Below are 20,360 nucleotides of genomic sequence, written 5' to 3' on the forward strand. Positions count from 1 at the left end.
GGATCCCCGATGAAGTGTAAGCCGCCGATCCTTTTCCCTGACCATCCAATGTATGCCAATGCCGTGGACGCCATGAAGCGTTATCACGAAGCCCAGGGTGCTGGCAGGCCAGCCGATGAAGTTGAGCGGTTGCGCCTGATTGCGGAGTCGCAGTTCCAGGCGGTCACCGACTACCAGCTCAAAGTGTTAGGCGGTCCTGCTGGCCCGGTTCACTAATTGGCTTGATTAGTTCGGCGCCTTGATTACGCACATTGCCAACGGCCGTGCTAACTTGGTACCACTCGAAGGCCTCGGCCGGCTCGCCTAGTTTGAGCACCAGTTGCTCCGCATGCTCGCTCGGCATTCCTGCCGCGATCCACTCGTATGCCAGCTCAGGTGACAGCACGACAGGCCTACGATCGTGCACGTCGACCATGCCGCCCTGGGCATCGGCGGTGAGGATGACAAACCCGTCGTGCTCGCCACCCGCAAACTGGCCGATGCTGGCACATAGGGCGGGGAGCCCGTCACGACGGCGAATGTAATACGGCTGCTTCTTCGGTCCACCCTCATCAACCCATTCGTACCAGCCGTCGATGGGGGTGACTGCTCGGTGCGGCCAGATCGCTCGGAAGAATGGGCCGTGCGCCACCTTTTCGACCCTGGCATTTATCGGCGCAGCACGGTCGGTCGCCCAATGCGGCCGCCATCCCCACCTCACCAGGTCAGCGCGCGGGCCTGCGTCATCAACCCTCAGCACTGCCACCGGCGTGGTCGGCGCGACGTTGTACCGGCCAAGAGGCTCGTCGCCGACGTTGTTCTTCCAGGCCTCTGGCAGGCTCAGGGTTTCAACGAAGTCGTGTATGCCTCGGTACTGACTCAACCTTCCACACATACGCCGCCCTCCTGCATGAGCAAACAAGCATAGTCCGCCGAGCGGTACTGGCGCGGTTGCTTTTCCTGATGCTGAAATACTGTATCTATATACAGTGCATGGTGCAGTATGTACTTCCTCCTCGTTCGCCGCCGCGTGAATGGCGTGGCCATCCCGTCCGATCAGCTCAGGAGGATCCAGCCCCTGAAGGCCGACATCCACATTGGTGACCACCACAGCGAGCCTCTGGGCCGGGTATCGACCCAGGCCTGGGTGTTCAGCCCTGCGCCGGGGCCCGACATCATCCCCCGGCTGCACGACGCGAAGGTCAACGGTATGGCCCAGCTCGGCATCAACATTAACGGGATAGAAGAGGTTGACGGCGTGCTGTATGCGCAGTCTTGGTGGTGCAGAGCAGAATGATGGCCGGGATACCGCAAGCATGGATGGATGAACTGAATGACCGATTTGCCTTGGTTACAGATCCCGATGGGCGCGCTGCCGTGCTCGCCGAGATGGCCTATGCCGCCCATCGTCGTCGAGAGGTTGGAGACGATGACCTGGTTGATATGCTGGAGCTGGCGGAATCGGCACGGGCGTGGGCGCTGCTAGAGCACGAAGAAGCTCGGCACTTGGGCCTTTTCGAGTATGAGGGTTGGGTTGAGCGCGAGCCAGGAAGGATCGCTGTCGGCGGGACGCCGGGAAGGGGGAAGAGAGCTGTCTAAAACTGAGCTTAAGCTTCTCGGTTTTGCTGGGCGAAAGCCGGTGAAACTCGCCGAATCGTATTAGACAGTTGCGATTCGCAGGCCGCTAGCGGCGCGGCCTGAGGACCGTTTCTCACACTACTGCTGCATTACTGAATGCTCAGTAGCAGCCGTAGCTATTGCAGGTCGAGCGATAGGCGTTTCCGCGGGAGTCCACACCACTGTTGATAACGGTGTTGCCTATCCGCTGACTGGTTCCGTTCCAAGAATTCCCATTTGCAGAGGTACCGTTATGGAAGGTGGTATTGCCGATGGTGGTGCTGTGCTGGTTCCATGACGAGCCAGTGCCAGCATTGAACCCTTGTACATTGGTGGTGTTGCCGAATCGCTGAACGTTATAACTGTTCCCGCTGTTATCGGTACATGTCTGGAACGAGCCGCTACCGAAGCAGCCTGCGAATGCAGCAGGAGAAAGGGCGATCAATCCGATTACCGCAGCAAGCCTTGTCATGGTGCTAGCTCCAAGTCAGTGATGGCGCGCGCAAGCATAGAGCGTTTGATGTCACGATGCCATGACCTCAAATGGCTACCGGATGGATGGCAATTGGGCTGAAAATCGATTCCAAAACCGAAACGGCGACCCTTGCAGTATGCGGCTTGTAGCCGTGCCGTTTCGTCTTTGTTTTGGGATCGAATTTGCCCCTCATGCCGCATGGATAGGGCGCTTATACCACGGTCTTGAAAGCCGCTGTCTTTTTATAGGTCTCCACCTGGAGGAACAGCTAGGGCATCTTTCATAGAAGGGCTGGCAGTGGTTGTCAGCCGGCGCGCCTTGGATAGATCGAGCTCATAGTTTCCGGTTGGCGGGTAGTAGCGGGCTGCTGCGATTGCCTGCGTGATAGGTCCGTAATACACAGTGGATAGCGCACCGTCTTGGTATTGGATGACCATTAGGTCGTCAACTCTGTCGATGGTCGACCTACCGATAGGAACAAATCCGTTTTTCTGAGCCGTCGTCTTAACGCTTACCTTTCTACCACTCCTGCAGATCACATCGAAGCCATGCTGGTTGGTTAGGTGAGCGAGGGTGCCTTCCAGCTCTAACGCGCAGTAGAACTCCCCCAGGCGCCCTAGAAGGTGGCGTACCTCCGTAGCGCTTACACCGAATTCAACCGTCTCCAATTGAATCAGCTCAAAGTATTTGTCGAACAGCTGCTGGATACGGTCTTGGGTGATCATCGTATGCGGACGTCAAGGTCAGCTTTGGCCGTTCAGTTATACAGGATTTTCATAATCCGGCCTCTGCGGAGCGAATGTTCGGTGTAGCCGACCCCAGCGGTGCGTCAAATGCGATGAATTTCGATCTGGAGCCCCTCATTCTTATCGGGCGCCTGAAAGTAGCTGGTGATCAGATCAAACTCGGCGTCGGTCGCAGCAAATTCATGTTCGGCACGGCTGTTACGAATATGCAATCTGCTTCGACAGACATCGTCGTGTACCTCGAGGTAATGAACGCAATGGGCAACCTCGGCCGCGTCAGCCAGGCTCCGCAACCATTGCCGATCCTGGAGAGTGTTGGCAGGGAAATCCAGGACGACTGTCACTCCGGCACGCAACATATCAGTGACGAGCGGGCCCACCACCTCTCTAATCTGGCGCGAGAAGCGAACGTAATCGGTCACTGACTTGACCTGGCCTGGGTAAAGCTTTGAGAGCCAATGATCCTCGCTTAACAGAACCGCCGACAGTTCGGTAGCCAAACTTTTTGCCAACGTTGATTTGCCGGATGCAATCTTGCCAGTCATGAGATGAAGCGGTGGTGTGGGCATGGGGACGTCTCCTTGTCGAGCCCAGATGATGCTTATTGAATAGCTTCGAAGCAACCAGCGGCCACTCACTGTCTGCTTTGGGTCGAAAGCGGACAGATAGCGACAGCTATCGGCTGAAACCAATTTTGATACCACTGAAAGGGAAATGAGGGTGGTGGCGGGGTGTTTGCGCCAATGAAATCAACCCTCCGCCACCGCTAACCACCCCTGAAATACTGCATGGTGATGTTGGCGGCATGGGATGAGGTTTGGTGACGGAAAACCGCTGTATGTGCGTACAGCCAGCTCGTACCAATTTTTGTACCAATGGCTGTGTTTTCCAGTGGGATGCAGTGTATCGGGATGGGCTGGAAGGCCCGTAAATACGGGCTTTCCTCACTTTCGAAAACTCGCCAAACCCCAAAAAACATCTGTGGAGTATGGCCCAAACGCTGTCGAATGCCTTATGACTAAAGGGCGCAAGGTGAAGGAAATTTAATCCTGTAGCGGAGCAGGGCCTGATTTCAGGCGCACGGCCGCGATGGCCGCTCGGCGCGGCCTTGATCAGGTCGGATAGCAAATCAGTCTGTACGCAGGATGGGAAACAACTCTTTTGGGTTGCGTGATTCTGCGTTCATCAATGTGCACGCGGCCGCCGCTTCGGACTTGTTGACATAGCCCCGCTTGAGCCGCTGTTTTTCCTGGTTGTCATAGATATCGAAACCGCCCGAAGTGGTAGCGGCATAGAACCGGTTACCGATGCGCAACGCATCACCTTCCACTGGCACGGCAGGGACAATAACGAATCTTGATTGCATGTTTCGCGCCTCCCCAGGCAGACAGTCAATTATTAGTCTGGGAGCGGGAAGGCAACAATATGACTCATCGAGACTAATCAATGGCTCGGCGTGTCACGGCGATCCCGGCGCAACCCGTGTTGGGCAGGGCACCGGGATGCCTTTCGGGCTTGCATCGTTCAGCGGTGGATCAGCGACAGTTCGCTGATGATGCAGATCGAGCCGTCATCGGCCGGTGTTGTATCGGTGTAGTCAACCTGGTTGTAGATGCCGCCGTGGAATTCGAACAACCGTGGCGCCCAGGTACTGTCGAGTTGCAAATTACCTGACGAGCCGGAAACACCATTGTATTTGGCCGTCACGTTGACCACGCCGGCAGACGTGGTGTGGATGCTGACGATGAACCTGCCCCCCAGCGGCACGCCTTTCAGCACTGTCGAGTTCACCGGGTCGGCCTGGTTGTAGGTGCGCCGAAAACCCAGCGTGATGTTGCCCTTGTTCCAGAACACCTTCACCGGCGGGCTATCGTCCCCACGTACGTGCATCTGGGCGATGACCACCTTCTGCGCAGCGTTGACCTTGGTCAGCGTCATGGTTTGGTAGTTCCAGTGATCCTGGGCACTGGCCAGCGTCCAATCCTCAGTTTCCGTCCACTCGCAGCGGGTCCTGCGGGTGCTTTTGCTTGAGGCGCCTTTAGTGGGGGCTGAGAACTGGATCGAACCATCGCTGAGGACCTTGACGATGCTCGGGTAGCTGGCAATCGCTTCGGCACCGTTGAGTTCGAGTGCAACGGGGTTGGTCGAGGATACGGCTACCGGCGTAGCGATGATGAGGTTGCTGATGTCTACGGTCATATGAACTCCTGACGCAAAGCGAGGATTGGCTGGGGGCTCTGGCGGCCGCGTTTGCGGCTGCGGGATAAAAATTAGCGCTAGGCTAAATTCCAGTCAATAGCTTAAGGCTAAATAAATTTCGCTTTGCGCAAATTTACACAATCGGGAAAATTTTCAGCGGGGGGCTTTACGCTGGATTTGGCGGTGAGATAAGCTTTTCTCGGATACTGTACAGATATACAGCTTTCAGGATGAGAATATGTCTATGCACATGCAGTCAACTTCCCGGCAGCGTCAGGCAATGACCGGAATCGAGCGTCTTAGCCTGCGGGTGTCGTCGATGATCAACCACCCGGTCGCGCAGACCCAACGCTGGGTTGTGGTGCATCGCCTGGACACCGACGGTGATGCGGAGTGGGAAGAGGTGATGGGCCTGTTGTCCGAAACGTCCGAGTTGGACCTTACGTTCAACGATGACGAGAGCGTTACCGTACGTTGGGCGCGCAGCAGTGTGGAGGAGCGCGATGACTTCATCGTTGAGCAGGACAGCAAGGCGGAGGAGGTCGAAGCGCAGGCGCCGTTCTGAGCCTCATGAAGAGCCCGCCTGGGGGCGGGCATGGGCGTTATACCAAGTGTGCATTCCACACCAGCAGCACCCGGGCCTGGATGTAGGTTTCTTCGCGGCGAATCATGCGGTCCTTGTGCCGTGAGTTGTCTGAGATCATCTCGAAGTGGTCCTCATCCGCGATTTGCAGCCGCTTGATGTAGATGTGATCGCCCCAGGAAAAGAAGTAGATCCCGTCGCCCACGAAATCCCGGATGCTCACGTCCACGATCAGTGGGTCACGGTGCTTGATGGTCGGCTCCATTGACTGGCCCCAGCCGGTCACCATCTTGAGGTGGTGGTGTTCAGTGAATTCCACACCCAGCTCGCGAAGATGGCTGGGACTGACGCGAACGTCCTTGAACATTTCCGGGTAATCGTGGGGGATCTGGCCACCGCCCATGGCAGCCCGCACGTCGTAGTGGGCAATCCATACTTCATCACCCACCAGGCCAGGGCGGACAAGCTCAGCTTTCACCCGTGTGGCGTCCAGCGGCTCTTCAGCTGCGGCCAGCAACCGCTGCCGGGTTTCTTCGGGGATGCCTTTGCCACTTCTGGCAAGCATCTGCTTGACCAGGTCGGCCGCAGAAAGCTTGCCGTCGCCGGTTTCGACCGGCAACTGTACCGGGTCACCTGTCGACAGTGCGTCGAACCACCCGCGTGGCAGGCCTTCGATGCCCTCGATCCGGCGGGCCACGTCATCGCCCAGGTTTTTTGCGGTCTTGTCAGAAAGGATCTGGCTCAGGTGTGCAGGCGCCATCCCCCAGCGCTCTGCGCAGGATCCCTTTCTCTGGCTGCCGATCAACTTGACCAGGTTGTGTTTGCGAATGCCGTAGATGTCCATAGGGCAAAGCATGCCAGTGTTTAGCTCGCTGCTAAATGTGCGCATGGCTAAATTGCCTCTTGTGATGAAATTAGCTGTAGGCTAAATTAAAGCGGCAAACAAGAAAAGCCAGCGAGACACTTTTCTCCAGTGCTCATCACATCATCATTGGTAATGAGGTTCACATGGATCCGACCGACCTCGGCCCGGGCACAGTCACTTGGCTGAGCGGTACGGGCACTGTGCTGCTAGGTGCGTTTCTGTGGCTGCGCAAGTGGTTGTCCAAGGATGCGGCCGAACGTGCGATGGACAGCGCGGATGTTGCAGTCATTCGCCGCCTGACCGAGCTGCTGGACATTGAGCGGGATGCCCGCCGAGAGGCAGAAACCAAAGCGGACCAGCTGGCCAGGGAGCGCAACGAGCTGGTACTGACGGTAGGGCGGCTTCAGGGCAAGATCATGGTGCTGAGCAGCCAGTTGAGTCGTAGCTCGCAACGCTGAGGGGCCCAGGCAAAAAAAAGCCCACCATCTTGGCGGGCCATAAGGGCGTAGGGAGCGACGCACAACACATTCGGGTCAGGCAACCAGGGTGCCGGGTTGCAACTGTTCAACCAGTGCCTGGGCCGAGGCCAGTGTCGGCATCGGGCCGCTCACGGCTTCACCGTTGCGTACCAGGTACCAGCAAGCCAGCAGGCCCTGCTCACGCAGTGAGGCGGGAACGGCGCTGCCGACGACGGACATGATATGGATAGTGGCCATGGGGACCTCCTGCAAGACATGGCCCTACCATACGCAGCAGCCGGGGCGGTTTGAAATCAACGTGCTCAATAGTGGTCATTAGTTCTATCAACCTTTACCAGCGCGGCGGGCCGTAATACACCGGCGGTGGGCCGTAGTAGGTGCGGTAGCCCGGGGGCGGTGGTGCTGGGGCGTAGTACGGCTGGTAGTACACCGGCTGCGGTGGCGGTTGCACATAAACTGGCGGCGGCCCGTAGTAGACCGGCTGGCGTTCGACATACACGGTACGGTCACGTCCGCCATACACCGTTGCCCCGACCACCGCGCCGACCACCGCCGCGCCCAGCAGTGGGCCCGGCCCATACCAACCGCCGCCGCCATGGCCGCCATGCGCAGCAGCAGGTCCGCTGACGGCCAAGGCACCGATCAGCAAGGCAATTCCGGGAATGAGACGGTTCATAACGCAACCTCGCAGGAAAACCCCTCGTTCGGGGCCTTACTACTATGACTCCGGTCTCCGTCAGCTGATTACAGGGAAACGGTAAAGGTTATGTAAGGGACGACCAGTGGTTGGCTCTGGTACGCTGAATAAACGTTTCAGTTATGACAAAGGAGCAGGTTATGTCGACAACTCCCAGCAGGGACACGGTATTGTGCATCTCCCTGGCCGGGCGCCCCGGCACCTTCGGCGTGCGTTTTCACAACCACCTGTACCAGCAGTTGGGCCTGGACTTCTATTACAAGGCCATGCGCACGGATGACCTGCCCGCGGCGGTGGCGGGTATCCGAGCGTTGGGTATCCGCGGTTGCGGTGTGTCGATGCCGTACAAGGAGGCCTGCATGGCCCTGGTCGACGAAATTGACCCGTCGGCTGCGGCCATTGAATCGGTGAATACCTTGGTCAACACCAATGGGCACCTGAAGGCTTACAACACCGACTACCTGGCTGTTCGCCAGTTGCTGGCACAGCATCAGGTCGACCCGGGCACTGCCTTTGCCCTGCGCGGCAGTGGTGGCATGGCCAAGGCCGTGGCCAGTGCCTTGCGCGATGCCGGCTTTGCCGAGGGCATGATCGTTGCGCGCAATGAGCAAGCCGGGCGCCAGTTGGCGGATATCTGTGGCTATCGCTGGGTACCGGACCTGGGAGACATCTGCCCGCCGATGCTGGTGAACGTGACGCCGATCGGGATGGCGGGAGGACCGGAGGCCGAAGAAATGGCGTTTTCCGAGCTTGCCATTGCAGCGGCTGAGCGGGTGTTCGATGTGGTGGCGATGCCGGCGCAAACCCCGCTGATCCGCCGGGCGCAGGCGTTGGGCAAGCCGGTCATCACGGGCCTGGAGGTGATTGCGTTGCAGGCGCTGGAGCAGTTTGTGCTGTACACCGGGGTAAGGCCGACACGGGCCCAGGTGGATGCGGCAGTGTCGTACGCGCGGGATATCTAGTGGCTGCTGTGCCGGCCCTTGCGCAGCTAGAGGGCCGGTACAGGTTCAAGGCAGGGTCAGAACACCTTGTGCCCCTCATCCAGTTGCTGGTCAACCAAAGCCCGGCCGTGGGCCAGTGACACATGCTGCGCATTCTCAAGGTCCGAGAAAAACTTCATTGGCATCGACATGCGCCTGCTGGTGTGCCCGTCAGGGGCGGTGATCAGGCAGCCGGCGGCATAGGGCAGGGGGGAGTCGGGGTGCGGCATCACGCTGGCGGTGATGGTGTGCTTGCGGTATTCACAGTGAAGAGATTGCATCGTCCTTACCTCGCTGTGGCATGTGAAGCAGTTACCTTCATATACCACAGCAAGGGGCCGGGAGTTCCCGGCCCGACGAGCGCACGGCGATAAACGCTTAGCCTTTGAGCTCGGTTGGCTGGATCACTTCCACCCAGTAACCGTCCGGGTCTTTGACGAAGGCCAGGTGGTTCATGCGCCCGTCCTGCAGGCGTTTCTGGAACGGTACGTCCAGTGCTTCGAAGCGTGCACAGGCGGCGCGCACGTCCGGCACCGAAATGCAGATGTGGCCAAACCCGCGTGGGTCGGTGTTGCCGTTGTGGTAGGCAAACTCGGCATCGTTTTCGGTGCCGTGGTTGTGGGTCAGCTCCAGTACGCCAGGGATCGACTTCATCCACTGGTGGCGTGCGGCGTCATCGGCAGGGATCTGCGCCGGGTCGACCAGGGCCAGGAAGTACAGGCTGAAAGCGGCTTCGGGGAAGTCGCGCTTGTCTACCAGGCGAAAGCCCAGCACGCGGGTGTAGAAGTCCAGCGATTTCTCGATGTCCTTGACCCGCAGCATGGTGTGGTTGAAGACGAACTGGGCGGTGGCGGTGTCTGGCTGGGCGGTGACGCCAGGCAGGGTTTGCAGATCGTGCAGGCTCATGAGAACTCCTGAGACGGGGCCGGGCACAGGGCACCGGCAAAACGGACAGGCTGACCATGATACGGCAGTGCGCCAATAGCGCAAATGAAAGCGCCCTGCACAAGGCAGGGCGCTGGAATTAGAGGCCCGCATGTGCGGGCGCGTGATGGGGTCGCTAGTCCTTTAGCTGTCTCGATACTGAGCCAGCCCTTGTGAAAAAAGTGTGAAGTACACGTGGACGTTTCATCAGCGTACCCAGCTTTCTACCGTCGCGGCGCCGTACTGTTCTTTCCAGGCCTTGAGCCCGCGGTGGTTGCCGCCTTTGGTCTCGATTCGCTCGCCGGTGTGCGGGTTTTGATACACCTTCACCACGCGTGGGCGGCGCTGTTGCTTGGGCGCGGCGCCGGATACCCGGGTCACGGCTTTCGGGTCGAGGATGGCGATGATATCGCGCAGGTTCTTGTCATAGCTTTTCATCAGGCCGACTAGTTTCTGCTCGAATTCGATTTCGCGTTTTAGGCCGGCATCCTTTTTCAACGCCTCCAGTTGCGCCATCTGTTCCTGGAGCGCTTTTTCGGCAGCACGAAACTCTGCAAGTCTGGACACTGTAATCACTCCTGTACGTCGGTCGTGGCAGGGCGTGACGAACATTGAAGAAGAATGAAAACGCCGGCCACGCGGGTGGGTTCTGCTGTTCGCTGATATCGAGTGTAGTCATTCATGGGTACTGGGTAAACTGCTAACTTTTTGTAAGTAAGTTGGGAACTTTCCTAGTTTTGCGTGCGTTGTTTCGCCGGTTTTCTGTGGTGGCCTGCCTGGGCGCTTAGACCATGGTCCAATGGCCCGTGCCAGAGCCTTTGCGCGATCATTTCAGATGATGGCCGGCTACTGTTCTGGCCTGTCGCAGTACCGTGGCCAACACGTGCCACAGGTTGTTAACCCGTTTTCATTCTGGATGTTTCCTCGCATGTTTGCCCCTTTCCCCCTCGCCCCCGGGCGTCGTGTTGCCGGCCTGTTCCTGTTGTGTGCCGGCGTCAATGCCCAGGCCGCCGGTTTTATGGAAGACAGCAGTGCGAAGCTTGAAGCACGCAATGTCTATTTCAACCGGGATTTCCGTGACGGCCACAGCAGTTCCAGCCAGGGTGCGTCCAAGCGCGAAGAGTGGGCACAAGGCTTCATCCTCAATGTGCAGTCGGGTTATACCCAGGGCCCGGTAGGTTTTGGTGTGGATGCACTGGGTATGGTCGGCTTCAAACTGGATTCCAGCCCGGCCGACAGTAACAGTGGTTTGCTGCCGTCTTCCGGCCACGACCCACGGCACTCGGCCGACCAGTACGCGAAGATGGGCCTGGCGGCAAAGGTCAAGGTCTCCAACACCGTGCTCAAGTACGGTTCGATGATGCCGGATGTGCCGTTGCTCAAGTACAACGATGGCCGCCTGCTGCCGACCATGTTCCATGGCGCCATGCTCACCTCTGAAGAACTGCACGATCTGAAGTTCACCCTGGCTCGCCTGGACAAATACACCGCTCGGGATTCCACCGACCGCCAGGACATTCGCGTGCACTGCAAGAACAAGCGCTATGCCTGCGATATCGAAGCCGACCACTTCGACCTGGCCGGTGTCGATTACCGTTTCAACGAGCGCTTCAGCGCCCAGTACCAGGTGGCCAAGCTGGAGAATATCTACCGCCAGCACTTCCTCGGCCTGGTGGCCAGCCAGCCGTTGGCAGTGGGTAGCCTGTCGGCCGACCTGCGGCTGATCAAGAGTGACGACATCGGCAATGCCCGCGCCGGGGCAATCGACCACCGCGCTTTCAGTGGCATGCTCGGCTACAGCCTGGGGGGCCACAAGATCAGTGCCGGCTGGCAACGCATGTATGGCGACAGCGCCATGCCGTATCTGGATGGCAGCAACCCGTACCTGGTCAACTACGCGCAGGTCAACGACTTCGCCGCCGCCCAGGAGCGCTCCTGGCAGGTGCGCTATGACTATGACTTCAAGGCGCTGGGTGTGCCCGGCCTTACCTTCTTCACCCGTTACATCAACGGCGACAATATCAAGGTGCCGGGCAGCACGGCTGAAGGCAAGGAATGGGAACGCGACACCGAGTTCAAGTACCAGGTGCAAAGTGGCACATTCAAGGATGTCAGTGTACGCCTGCGTAATTCCACTTACCGCAGTAACTACGAGAAGTGGGCGCGTGACATGGACGAGACACGGGTAATTGTCAGCTATAACTTCTCGATCTTCTAAGCGACTGCTTTGCCAAATACCAGCAGCCAACTGACAATGGCGGCTGGTTCCCGCAAAGGGCAGGACAATGAAAAATCTGTTGTTGATCGGCATCGGCCCGGGTGACCCGCGCCAGGTCACCTATGAGGCAGTCGATGCGTTGCGAAAGGCCAGTGTGTTCTTCGTGCTCGACAAAGGTCGCAACAAGGATGAGCTGGTGCGTCTGCGCACGGGCATTCTGCAACGCTACCGGCCTGAGGGCGGCTATCGCCTGCTACAGGTAGCCGACCCTTTGCGCGACGCCCGGGCGGATGATTACCTGGTAGCGGTGCAGGCTTGGCACCGGCAGAGGGCTGCGCTGTATGGGCAGTTGATCGAACAGGAAATTGGCGACGGCGAAACCGGCGCTTTTCTGCTGTGGGGCGAGCCGACCCTGTACGACAGCACCTTGCGCATACTCGACCTGGTCCGTGAACGCGGCGTGGCGCTGCGCCTGCAGATTATCCCTGGCATCAGCAGTGTGCAGGCGCTGGCTGCACGTCATCAGGTGCCACTCAACCGCATTGGCGAGCCGCTGACCGTGCTGCCAGGGCGGCGCCTGACCGAACAGGGGCCTATCGACAACGTGGTGGTGATGCTCGACGGGCAGTGCGCGTTTGCCCAGCTTGATGACCCGGCGTTGGTCATCTACTGGGGCGCTTACCTGGGGACTGAGGATGAAGTGCTGATTGCCGGGCCGCTACAGGCGGTGAAGGCGCAGATTCTGGAAGTGCGTGAGCGGGAGCGGCGGCGCAAGGGGTGGATCATGGATACCTACCTGTTGCGCAGGTAGTTGTGAGGTGTATTGCCTGCGCGCGCGAAGAGGCCGGTACAGACGACCCCATCTCAAACCGGGCCGAGAATGGCCACCACCTTGTCCCGCAACTGGTCGATACTGAACGGCTTGCCGATCATGTGCATGCCCTCGGGCACATTGAGGCTGTCTGCATAACCACTGGCAAACAGCACAGGCAGCAGCGGCCGCAATTCGCGCGCTTTACCCGCCAGTGCTTCGCCACGCATGTCCGGCAAACCCACATCGGTCATCATCAGTGCCAGCGCCTGGCTCGGATCTTCGAGCACCCGCAGGGCGGCCGCGGCATCTTCTGCCTGGATCACTTCGTAGCCCAACTCTTCGAGCACTTCGACCATCAGCATACGTACGATGTCGTCGTCTTCGACTACCAGAAGGTGCATGTTTCAGGTCCTGTGCAATGAATGTCTTTAATCTGTGCTCCGGTCGGCACCAGAAGTTCCCGAGGATACCCATCCATGCAATCAGATGGAACGATTGGCGCACGCCACCTTCAAATACTGGCTAAATGCCCTGCCAGACCCGCCAAAGCTGGTTAGACTCGCTTAACAGGACGGTGCAGTGGCAGATAACGATAGCGGTAGATCCGCCACGCTTTTCAATGGACTTTTCTTGCTCGGGCCCTTTCACATGATGCAATCAGCCTCGATGGACCAACGAAGCTTTCGCAAGCTGTTGAGCCGCAACATCGGTCTTCCTCTGGGGGTTGGCCTGTTGGGCGCCGTGGCCTTTGTCGCGGTGATCAACTACCTGCTGTCGGCCATGCAGTGGGTCGAGCATACCGACCGGGTGATCGGTAATGCCAACGAGACGCTCAAGCTGTCGATCGACATGGAAACCGGCATGCGCGGCTTCCTGATCACCGGCGACGAGCGCTTCCTTGACCCCTACGAGGTGGCAAAACCACGCATTCTGGGCAGCTTGCAAAGCCTGCGCGGCCTGGTCGAGGACAACCCGCAGCAGGTCGACCGCATCGACCGGCTGGTTGCCCTGCAGCAAGCCTGGAACAGTTTCGGCAGCGAGATGATCGCCCTGCGCCGCAGCCAGGGCGATTACCAGGCGTCGATCGGCAATGGCCGGGGCAAGCGCCTGACCGACGAGATCCGCAAGGAGTTCGACGGCCTGATCGGCACCGAACAGCAATTACGCATGGCCCGCAACGAGAAAGTCAGCAGCGTTACCGTCACTGCCATTTCAGTGTTCGTGCTGCTTCTCGTCGGCCTCAGCGCTTTGTTGGCCTACCTGGGCCGGCGTGACCTGCTGGCGTTGTCGGGCAGTTACGAAGCAAACTTCAAGGCCCAGCAGCGTGCGGCGGAGCGCCTGGAACACCAGGCCTGGTTGCGTAATGGCCAGACCCGACTGGCCGAACAGGTGCTGGGGCAGCTGACCCTGTCCATGTTGGGTGACAACATCCTGCGCTTCTTTGCCGACTACCTGGGAAGTGTGGTGGGGGCGGTGTATGTACGCGATGACCATGGCCGCCTGGTGCGCGTGGCCACCTATGGCCTGAGTGCTGAAGAGCAAGCCCGGGAGCAGGTAAAGGGCGATCACGACGGCCTGCTGGCTCAGGCCGTACGTGAAGGGCGCCTGCTGCATCTGGAAGAACTGCCGCAAGGGTATTACCAGCTGAGTTCCGGCCTGGGCAGTGGCCTGCCACGCAGCGCCGTGTTGCTGCCAGTCAGCGACGACGGGCAGATCAATGGCGTGCTGGAACTGGGCTTCCTGCGCCCATTGGACGACCGCGACGCCGAAATGCTGGAACGCATTGCCGGCAACCTTGGTATTTCCATCGAAAGTGCCCGCTACCGCCAACGCCTGCAGGAAGTGCTGGCCGAAACCCAGCAGTTGAACGAAGAGCTGCAAGTGCAGCAGGAAGAGCTGAAAACCGCCAACGAAGAGCTGGAAGAACAATCCCGTGTGCTCAAGGAGTCTCAGGCCCACCTTGAAACCCAGCAGGCGGAGCTGGAGCAGACCAACGAGCAGTTATCCGAACGCACAGAGGCGCTGGACCTGAAAAACGACGAGCTGATGCAGGCTCAGCACGAGCTGCAGGCGCGCGCCGACGAGTTGCAGCGCTCGAGCAAGTACAAATCCGAGTTCCTGGCCAATATGTCCCACGAGCTGCGCACGCCGCTGAACAGCTCGCTGATTCTGGCCAAACTGTTGTCGGAAAACGCCGAAGGCAACTTGAGCGAAGAACAGGTCAAGTTCGCAGATTCGATCTATTCGGCCGGCAATGACCTGCTCAACCTGATCAACGACATTCTCGACATTGCCAAGGTCGAGGCCGGCAAGCTCGAGGTGCGCCCTGAAAGCACACAGGTGGAACGCCTGGTCGAGGGCCTGCGCGGCATGTTCGAACCGCTCGCCGGGCACAAGGGGCTGGCCTTCGAGGTAAACGCTGAACCGAATGTACCCGCCACCCTGTACACCGACCGCCAGCGCCTGGAGCAGATCCTCAAGAACCTGCTGTCCAATGCCGTCAAGTTCACCGAGCGTGGCCAGGTCAGCCTGAACATCGGCTACCAGGCTGGCACTGGCATTGTTTTCGCTGTGCGCGATACCGGCATTGGCATTGCCGCCGACCAGCAGCAGGCCATTTTCGGTGCCTTCCATCAGGTCGACGGTACCAGCAACCGACGTTACGGCGGCACAGGCCTGGGCCTGTCGATCTCGCGCGACCTGGCGCATTTGCTGGGCGGGCAGATCAGCGTTGACAGTAGCCCTGGCAAAGGCAGTGTGTTCAGCCTGATCCTGCCAGAACACTACGAAAGTGTGGGGCACAGTGTGGAGCCCCTCAGCCTGCGCCCGGCGGTCGACACGCTGCCGCCCGCCGCCCCCCAGGTGCCGGTGCCGGCTGCGCCAAAGCACCCGCTGCCGGCGTTTGACGACGACCGTGAGCGCGCGCCGTTCGGCAACCGCTGCATCCTGGTGATCGAAGACGAACCCAACTTCGCCCGCATCCTCTTCGACCTGGCCCATGAACTGGGTTACAGCTGCCTGGTGGCGCAGGGCGCCGACGAAGGGTTCGAGCTGGCCGCCCAGTACATCCCCGATGCGATCCTGCTGGACATGCGCCTGCCCGACCATTCCGGCCTGACGGTGCTGCAGCGCCTCAAGGAGCAAGCCAGCACTCGGCACATCCCGGTGCATATCATTTCTGTCGAAGACCGGGTCGAGGCCGCCATGCACATGGGCGCTGTCGGCTACGCGGTCAAACCCACCAGCCGCGACGAGCTGAAAGAGGTGTTCGCCCGCCTGGAGGCCAAGCTGACCCAGAAGCTCAAGCACATCCTGCTGGTGGAAGACGACGACCTGCAGCGCGAAAGCATTGCCCGCCTGATTGGCGACGACGACGTGGAAATCACTGCGGTGGCCATGGCCCAGGACGCCCTGGAGCTGCTGCGCGAGAACATCTACGACTGCATGATCATCGACCTCAAGTTGCCCGACATGCTCGGTAACGAGCTGCTCAAGCGCATGACCGCCGAGGATATCCGCTCCTTCCCGCCGGTGATCGTGTATACCGGTCGCAACCTGACCCGCGAAGAAGAAGCCGACCTGCTCAAGTATTCGCGTTCGATCATCATCAAGGGCGCACGCTCGCCGGAGCGCCTGCTGGACGAAGTCACGCTGTTCCTGCACAAGGTAGAGTCGCAGTTGTCCAATGAACGCCAGCGCATGCTCAAGACCGCACGCAGCCGCGACAAGGTGTTCGAAGGCCGTAAGATACTGCTGGTGGACGATGATGTGCGTAACATCTTTGCCCTCACCAGTGCCTTGGAGCACAAGGGCGCGATAGTGGAAATCGGCCGCAACGGGCGTGAAGCCATCGAGCGCCTGGAGCAGCATGACGACATCGACCTGGTGCTGATGGACGTGATGATGCCGGAAATGGACGGCTTCGAAGCCACCCGTCTGATCCGCCAGGAACCGCGCTGGCGCAAGCTGCCGATCATCGCCGTGACCGCCAAGGCCATGAAGGATGACCAGCAGCGTTGCCTGCAGGCCGGGGCCAATGATTACCTGGCCAAACCGATCGACCTGGACCGCCTGTTCTCGCTGATCCGTGTATGGCTGCCGCAACTGGAGCGAATTTGACTAGCGAACGTAACACCGACATTGAGATCCGCTTGCTGATCGAGGCCATCTACCTCAAGTACAGCTACGATTTCCGCAACTATTCCGGCGCTTCGATCAAGCGCCGGATCCTGCACGCGCTGCGCCAGTTCGACTGCCTGACGGTGTCGGCGCTGCAGGAGCGTGTGCTGCACGACCCGGGCATGTTCATGCAGTTGCTGCAGTACCTGACGATCCCGGTCAGCGAAATGTTCCGCGACCCGGGGCACTTCCTGGCGCTGCGCAACGAAGTGGTGCCGCTGCTGCGCACCTGGCCTTCGATCAAGGTGTGGATTGCGGGTTGCAGCACGGGTGAGGAGGTGTACTCCATGGCCATCCTGCTGCGCGAGGAAGGCCTGTTGGAGCGCACCATCATCTACGCCACCGACATCAACCCGCATTCGCTGGACAAGGCCAAGCAGGGCATCTACTCGATGCAGAGCATGCGCGAGTACGCCGAAAACTACCGCATCGCGGGCGGGCGCAGGGACTTTTCCGAGTACTACACGTCGGCCTATGGCAACGCCATCATGGACAGCACCCTGCGCGACAACGTGACCTTCGCCGACCATAGCCTGGCCACCGACAGCGTGTTTTCCGAAACCCAGCTGGTGTCGTGCCGCAACGTACTCATCTATTTCAACAAGGAATTGCAAGACCGTGCCCTGGGCCTGTTCCATGAATCCCTGTGCCACCGCGGCTTCCTGGTGCTGGGCAGCAAGGAGTCGGTGGACTTTTCGGCCTACAGCGACCGGTTCGAGCCGCTGGTCAAGCCTGAACGGATCTACCGTAAATCATGAAGGGCGTACGCGCAGTGGTGATTGGCGCCTCGGCAGGCGGCGTGACGGCGTTGTTCACCGTGCTCGGCGCGTTGCCCGCCGGTTATGGCATCCCGGTGGTGTGCGTGCTGCACCTGCCGGATGACCGTCACAGTCAGTTGGCCGAGGTGCTGCAACGGCGCTTGCAGCGCCCTGTGTGCGAGGCGCGCGACAAGCAACCGCTGAAGCCCGGGCAGGTGTATGTAGCCGGGCCTGGCTACCACTTGTCGGTGGAACGCGACTTCACCCTGTCGCTGAGCCAAGAGCCACCGCGGCATTTTTCCCGGCCATCGATCGATTTCCTGTTCACGTCGGCGGCAGACGCCTACGGTGATGGCCTGCTCGGCGTGCTGCTTACCGGTGCCAATGAAGATGGCGCCGAAGGGCTGGCCTACATCAAGAACAGCGGGGGCCGGACCATCGTCCAGGACCCCCGTGACGCACAGGTTGCGCTGATGCCTGAGGCTGCCCTGGCCCTGCACCAGCCTGACCATATACTTTCTCTGAGTGGCATCGAGCAGTTGCTCGCCGCCCTGGAACCCAGCGCATGCTAAGCCACACCATCGCCAAACTGCTGATCGTCGACGATCTGCCGGAGAACCTGCTGGCCCTGGACGCCCTGATTCAGGGCGAAGACCGCGAGGTGCATCAGGCCCAGTCGGCGGAAGCCGCGTTGTCGCTGCTGCTCGAACACGAGTTCGCCCTGGCCATTCTCGATGTGCAAATGCCAGGCATGAATGGCTTCGAGCTGGCTGAGCTGATGCGTGGTACGGAAAAGACCCGCAACATTCCCATCGTCTTCGTCACTGCGGCCGGACGCGAAATGAACTATGCCTTCAAGGGCTACGAAAGCGGGGCGGTGGACTTCCTGCACAAGCCGCTCGACACCCTGGCGGTGAAGAGCAAGGTGTCGGTGTTCGTCGACTTGTACCGCCAGCGCAAGGTGCTCGACCGCCAGTTGCAGGCGCTGGAGCGCAGCCGCCAGGAGCAGGAACTGTTGTTGACCCAGTTGCAGACGGCGCGAGGCGAGCTGGAACATGCCGTGCGAATGCGTGATGACTTCATGTCGATTGTCGCCCACGAGGTTCGCACGCCGCTCAATGGGTTGATCCTGGAAACCCAGCTGCGCAAGATGCACCTGGCACGCGGCAACCTGGCCGCGTTCAGTGGCCAGAAGCTGCAGGCGATGGTCGAGCGCGATGAACGGCAGATCAACAGCCTGATCCGCCTGATCGAAGACATGCTCGATGTGTCGCGTATCCGCACCGGCAAGCTGTCGCTACGGCCCAAGGCCTTCGACTTGAGCCAGCTGGTAGGTGGACTGGTGGAGAATTTCGCTGCCCAGGCCACTGCGTTGGACACGCGTATCGAGCTACACCGTTGCGAACCGCTGCACGGTGAGTGGGACGAATTTCGCATTGAACAAGTGGTGGTCAACCTGTTGTCCAATGCCTTGCGATATGGTGAGCGCAAGCCGGTGCAGGTACGGGTGTTCGAACAGGACGGCCTGGCGTGCGTGCAAGTGCAGGACCAGGGTATCGGCATTGGTGCGGCCAACCAGCAGCGCATTTTCCAGCAGTTCGAGCGGGTGGCCACCCAGCAAGCCAGCGGCGGATTGGGCTTGGGGTTGTATATATCGGAGCAGATCGTGCAGGCTCATGGCGGGTGCATCCGGGTCGACAGTGAAGAGGGCAAGGGTGCCACTTTTACCTTGCAGCTGCCGCTGGCAACCTACGAACAACAAAACGACCAGGCGCGGGCAACCTCTGCATGAGCCTGCGGTCTGATGGCCAACTGTAAGCATTTCAAGGCGTTAACATGAGTGAAGATGCACAAGACGTGGTGCTGATCGTCGAGGATGAACCGGCGATTCGCATGATTCTGCGTGACTACCTGGCGGGCGAGGGGTATCACGTGCTGGTGGCCGAAGATGGCGAGCAGGCGTTTGCCATCCTGGCCAGCAAACCGCACCTGGACCTGATGGTGACGGACTTCCGCCTGCCGGGTGGCATCTCCGGGGTGGAGATTGCCGAGCCTGCGGTGAAGTTACGGCCGGACCTGAAGGTGATCTTCATCAGTGGCTACCCGGCGGAGATTCTGGAATCGGGCAGCCCGATCACCCGCAAGGCACCGATCCTGGCCAAGCCGTTTGACCTGGATACCTTGCATGAGCAGATCCAGAGCCTGCTGCGTTAACCTGTTCCGGCCTCTTGGCGGTTTTACCCGCGAAGAGGCCGGAACAGGCTACCTCAGGGTCCGCTCAATACCCCCTACCAACATACTCTCCATCAACCCCACTCCCTGTTCCTCAGGCAGTGCCTTCAACATCCCCGGCAACTGGTTAAGCAGCGCCGCCACCACATGCGCCGTCGCCACCAGGGCTTCCCCTTGCAGCTTCGCCTGCGGCGCAATCAGCCTCAGCAGCCCGGCCTCGTAACGCGAACGCAACAACGCCAAACGCGCCCGCTGCTCGTCACTCAGGCAGCACAAATCCCGCTCGGCCAGCCGAAACTGCATGGGCCGCTCGGCATGCAACTGCCAGTGCGCCGTAATCAGGCAACTCAACGCCGAGGCCCCGCGCGCCATGGCCCGGCGGCCCTGGTCCAGGGTGGTCTGCAGTTCTTCGTACAACTCCTCGATCAGGTCGTACAGCAAGTCCTGCTTGCTCGGGAAGTGATGGTACAGCGAGCCTGCAGTCAGCCCCACATGGGCCGCCAGCTCGCGCATGCTGACCTGGCCAAAGCCCTTTTCGGCAAACAGCGCCATGGCCCGGTCACGTCGCTCTTCAAAATTGGCACAGCGCATTGCGGCATTGACCGGGGGCATGGC

27 protein-coding genes are annotated in these 20,360 nt (G+C 59.9%); 13 read left to right on the plus strand and 14 right to left on the minus strand.

The genetic code is table 11. The features are described 5' to 3' along the window. Window positions 1–9 precede the first annotated feature (9 nt). Window positions 10–216 (plus strand): hypothetical protein, encoded by a 207-nt coding sequence (locus tag B9A31_RS07140; RefSeq protein WP_084296821.1) that lies wholly within the window; start codon window positions 10–12, stop codon window positions 214–216. Here B9A31_RS07140 and B9A31_RS07145 read toward each other — a convergent pair. Continuing rightward, a complete protein-coding gene (locus B9A31_RS07145) occupies window positions 179–874 on the minus strand; it encodes an SOS response-associated peptidase (RefSeq protein ID WP_084296822.1) in 696 nt (231 codons plus the stop codon). The genes B9A31_RS07140 and B9A31_RS07145 overlap by 38 nt on opposite strands. Before the next feature lie 108 nt (window positions 875–982). Here B9A31_RS07145 and B9A31_RS07150 point away from each other — a divergent pair, with 108 nt between their 5' ends. Both B9A31_RS07150 and B9A31_RS27425 read left to right on the plus strand, forming a co-directional pair. Next, window positions 983–1,276 carry a hypothetical protein gene (locus tag B9A31_RS07150; protein ID WP_084296823.1) on the plus strand — a complete coding sequence of 98 codons (294 nt, stop codon included), beginning with the start codon at window positions 983–985 and terminating at the stop codon, window positions 1,274–1,276. After that, entirely contained in the window at window positions 1,273–1,578 is a 306-nt protein-coding gene (locus B9A31_RS27425) for a hypothetical protein (RefSeq protein ID WP_084296824.1), read from the plus strand. Before B9A31_RS07150 ends, B9A31_RS27425 begins: the two co-directional genes overlap by 4 nt. A gap of 139 nt (window positions 1,579–1,717) precedes the next feature. Here B9A31_RS27425 and B9A31_RS07160 read toward each other — a convergent pair whose 3' ends face one another. The 5 genes from B9A31_RS07160 to B9A31_RS07180 all read right to left on the minus strand — a co-directional run bounded on the left by B9A31_RS07160 (window position 1,718) and on the right by B9A31_RS07180 (window position 5,016). Further along, window positions 1,718–2,068 carry a hypothetical protein gene (locus B9A31_RS07160; RefSeq protein ID WP_084296825.1) on the minus strand — a complete coding sequence of 117 codons (351 nt, stop codon included), beginning with the start codon at window positions 2,066–2,068 and terminating at the stop codon, window positions 1,718–1,720. 245 nt (window positions 2,069–2,313) lie between these two features. Continuing rightward, window positions 2,314–2,796 carry a DUF6998 domain-containing protein gene (locus B9A31_RS07165; RefSeq protein WP_084296826.1) on the minus strand — a complete coding sequence of 161 codons (483 nt, stop codon included), beginning with the start codon at window positions 2,794–2,796 and terminating at the stop codon, window positions 2,314–2,316. 104 nt (window positions 2,797–2,900) lie between these two features. Continuing rightward, window positions 2,901–3,386 (minus strand): P-loop nucleotide/nucleoside kinase family protein, encoded by a 486-nt coding sequence (locus B9A31_RS07170; RefSeq protein ID WP_084296827.1) that lies wholly within the window; start codon window positions 3,384–3,386, stop codon window positions 2,901–2,903. 560 nt (window positions 3,387–3,946) lie between these two features. Beyond that, on the minus strand, window positions 3,947–4,183 hold the full coding sequence (locus tag B9A31_RS07175; protein WP_019097706.1) for an Arm DNA-binding domain-containing protein: 237 nt from the start codon (window positions 4,181–4,183) through the stop codon (window positions 3,947–3,949). 158 nt (window positions 4,184–4,341) lie between these two features. Next, window positions 4,342–5,016 carry a polysaccharide lyase family 7 protein gene (locus B9A31_RS07180; RefSeq protein ID WP_016711143.1) on the minus strand — a complete coding sequence of 225 codons (675 nt, stop codon included), beginning with the start codon at window positions 5,014–5,016 and terminating at the stop codon, window positions 4,342–4,344. Window positions 5,017–5,254: 238 nt separating this feature from the next. Between B9A31_RS07180 and B9A31_RS07185 the strand changes: the two genes are divergently transcribed. After that, entirely contained in the window at window positions 5,255–5,581 is a 327-nt protein-coding gene (locus B9A31_RS07185) for a DUF1654 domain-containing protein (protein ID WP_016711142.1), read from the plus strand. A 37-nt stretch (window positions 5,582–5,618) separates the two neighbouring features. Here the strand turns inward: B9A31_RS07185 and B9A31_RS07190 are convergent, their stop codons facing one another. Beyond that, window positions 5,619–6,443, minus strand: coding sequence for a S24 family peptidase (locus B9A31_RS07190; protein WP_019097705.1), 825 nt, complete (start codon window positions 6,441–6,443; stop codon window positions 5,619–5,621). Between the two features lie 164 nt (window positions 6,444–6,607). Here B9A31_RS07190 and B9A31_RS07195 point away from each other — a divergent pair, with 164 nt between their 5' ends. Beyond that, window positions 6,608–6,922, plus strand: a complete 315-nt coding sequence (locus B9A31_RS07195) for a hypothetical protein (protein ID WP_016711140.1) — start codon at window positions 6,608–6,610, stop codon at window positions 6,920–6,922. A gap of 75 nt (window positions 6,923–6,997) precedes the next feature. Here the strand turns inward: B9A31_RS07195 and B9A31_RS07200 are convergent, their stop codons facing one another. Both B9A31_RS07200 and B9A31_RS07205 read right to left on the minus strand, forming a co-directional pair. Beyond that, window positions 6,998–7,180 (minus strand): hypothetical protein, encoded by a 183-nt coding sequence (locus B9A31_RS07200; RefSeq protein WP_016711139.1) that lies wholly within the window; start codon window positions 7,178–7,180, stop codon window positions 6,998–7,000. Between the two features lie 94 nt (window positions 7,181–7,274). Then, complete coding sequence (locus B9A31_RS07205) at window positions 7,275–7,619, minus strand: hypothetical protein (RefSeq protein ID WP_025752674.1); 345 nt, start codon at window positions 7,617–7,619, stop codon at window positions 7,275–7,277. A 161-nt stretch (window positions 7,620–7,780) separates the two neighbouring features. Here B9A31_RS07205 and B9A31_RS07210 point away from each other — a divergent pair, with 161 nt between their 5' ends. Then, window positions 7,781–8,602, plus strand: coding sequence for a shikimate 5-dehydrogenase (locus B9A31_RS07210; protein ID WP_084296828.1), 822 nt, complete (start codon window positions 7,781–7,783; stop codon window positions 8,600–8,602). Between the two features lie 56 nt (window positions 8,603–8,658). On the opposite strand, the gene B9A31_RS07215 is transcribed toward B9A31_RS07210, so the two are convergent. The 3 genes from B9A31_RS07215 to B9A31_RS07225 form a co-directional block, all read right to left on the minus strand. Next, window positions 8,659–8,901, minus strand: a complete 243-nt coding sequence (locus tag B9A31_RS07215) for a hypothetical protein (RefSeq protein WP_019099472.1) — start codon at window positions 8,899–8,901, stop codon at window positions 8,659–8,661. Window positions 8,902–8,998: 97 nt separating this feature from the next. Further along, window positions 8,999–9,526, minus strand: a complete 528-nt coding sequence (gloA, locus tag B9A31_RS07220) for a lactoylglutathione lyase (RefSeq protein ID WP_016711135.1) — start codon at window positions 9,524–9,526, stop codon at window positions 8,999–9,001. 225 nt (window positions 9,527–9,751) lie between these two features. Beyond that, window positions 9,752–10,111, minus strand: coding sequence for a histone-like nucleoid-structuring protein, MvaT/MvaU family (locus B9A31_RS07225; RefSeq protein WP_016711134.1), 360 nt, complete (start codon window positions 10,109–10,111; stop codon window positions 9,752–9,754). Window positions 10,112–10,472: 361 nt separating this feature from the next. On the opposite strand from B9A31_RS07225, the gene B9A31_RS07230 reads away from it, so the two are divergent. Both B9A31_RS07230 and cobF read left to right on the plus strand, forming a co-directional pair. Then, window positions 10,473–11,762, plus strand: a complete 1,290-nt coding sequence (locus B9A31_RS07230) for an OprD family porin (protein ID WP_019099471.1) — start codon at window positions 10,473–10,475, stop codon at window positions 11,760–11,762. Window positions 11,763–11,829: 67 nt separating this feature from the next. Next, entirely contained in the window at window positions 11,830–12,573 is a 744-nt protein-coding gene (gene cobF / locus B9A31_RS07235; protein ID WP_084296829.1) for a precorrin-6A synthase (deacetylating), read from the plus strand. Between the two features lie 53 nt (window positions 12,574–12,626). On the opposite strand, the gene B9A31_RS07240 is transcribed toward cobF, so the two are convergent. Beyond that, window positions 12,627–12,977, minus strand: a complete 351-nt coding sequence (locus tag B9A31_RS07240) for a response regulator (protein WP_019099469.1) — start codon at window positions 12,975–12,977, stop codon at window positions 12,627–12,629. A 247-nt stretch (window positions 12,978–13,224) separates the two neighbouring features. Between B9A31_RS07240 and B9A31_RS07245 the strand changes: the two genes are divergently transcribed. Genes B9A31_RS07245 through B9A31_RS07265 form a run of 5 tightly spaced genes read left to right on the plus strand, consistent with a single transcriptional unit; the run spans window position 13,225 to window position 19,727 of the window. Then, window positions 13,225–16,695 carry a response regulator gene (locus tag B9A31_RS07245; protein ID WP_084296830.1) on the plus strand — a complete coding sequence of 1,157 codons (3,471 nt, stop codon included), beginning with the start codon at window positions 13,225–13,227 and terminating at the stop codon, window positions 16,693–16,695. Further along, a complete protein-coding gene (locus B9A31_RS07250; RefSeq protein WP_019099468.1) occupies window positions 16,692–17,513 on the plus strand; it encodes a CheR family methyltransferase in 822 nt (273 codons plus the stop codon). The genes B9A31_RS07245 and B9A31_RS07250 overlap by 4 nt, the downstream gene beginning before the upstream one ends. Continuing rightward, window positions 17,510–18,085 (plus strand): chemotaxis protein CheB, encoded by a 576-nt coding sequence (locus tag B9A31_RS07255; RefSeq protein WP_019099467.1) that lies wholly within the window; start codon window positions 17,510–17,512, stop codon window positions 18,083–18,085. The genes B9A31_RS07250 and B9A31_RS07255 overlap by 4 nt, the downstream gene beginning before the upstream one ends. Continuing rightward, window positions 18,079–19,305 (plus strand): hybrid sensor histidine kinase/response regulator, encoded by a 1,227-nt coding sequence (locus B9A31_RS07260; protein ID WP_019099466.1) that lies wholly within the window; start codon window positions 18,079–18,081, stop codon window positions 19,303–19,305. The genes B9A31_RS07255 and B9A31_RS07260 overlap by 7 nt, the downstream gene beginning before the upstream one ends. A gap of 44 nt (window positions 19,306–19,349) precedes the next feature. Next, window positions 19,350–19,727, plus strand: a complete 378-nt coding sequence (locus B9A31_RS07265) for a response regulator (RefSeq protein ID WP_016711125.1) — start codon at window positions 19,350–19,352, stop codon at window positions 19,725–19,727. A 48-nt stretch (window positions 19,728–19,775) separates the two neighbouring features. On the opposite strand, the gene B9A31_RS07270 is transcribed toward B9A31_RS07265, so the two are convergent. Beyond that, window positions 19,776–20,357: a TetR/AcrR family transcriptional regulator gene (locus B9A31_RS07270; protein WP_084296831.1), complete on the minus strand. Its 582-nt coding sequence runs from the start codon at window positions 20,355–20,357 to the stop codon at window positions 19,776–19,778. Window positions 20,358–20,360 lie beyond the last annotated feature (3 nt).

Origin of the sequence: Pseudomonas sp. URIL14HWK12:I5, assembly GCF_900176445.1 — a bacterium.
Classification (GTDB): Bacteria; Pseudomonadota; Gammaproteobacteria; order Pseudomonadales; family Pseudomonadaceae; genus Aquipseudomonas; species Aquipseudomonas monteilii.